Origin of the sequence: Myxococcus vastator (assembly GCF_010894475.1) — a bacterium.
Classification (GTDB): domain Bacteria; phylum Myxococcota; class Myxococcia; order Myxococcales; family Myxococcaceae; genus Myxococcus; species Myxococcus vastator.
Genome location: NZ_JAAIYB010000997.1, coordinates 1 through 382, shown reverse-complemented (window position 1 = coordinate 382; position 382 = coordinate 1). Strand labels below are relative to the sequence as shown.

Genomic DNA, 382 nt, shown 5'->3' with positions numbered 1-382 from the left:
GCTGGCAAGGATTCAATCCAACGCGAAAGTAGTCCGACCCCGTCGAATCCAACAGCGCTAACAATTGGCCCCTGATATTCGATGAGTTCAACCAGATCAATCAAACCATCTCGCTCGCTAACGCCCTTCTTCGCCTCCAGCATCGATAACAGCGCCGATGTGTCAAAGCCAATCTCCTTCTCATCCACAACCAGTTCAACGCTGTCCAGGTACGGCTTAAGCCGCGTCTGCGTCACTAGCGCCGCATACACACTCTCCCGTAGCACCTGGTACGACTGCGCTAACAAATCAACTACCTGCGGTGGCATCACGATATCGTGGCTTGCATTTATTCCCAAGGAGGGATTATCCATGCGCAAGAACATGTCTACAACCAAATCCC

1 protein-coding gene is annotated in these 382 nt (G+C 52.1%); it reads right to left on the bottom strand.

The window, feature by feature from the left end:
• Window positions 1-365 (bottom strand): hypothetical protein (locus G4D87_RS38755; protein ID WP_205507905.1); only part of this gene is annotated, 365 nt, incomplete at its 3' end.
• Window positions 366-382: the final 17 nt, after the last annotated feature.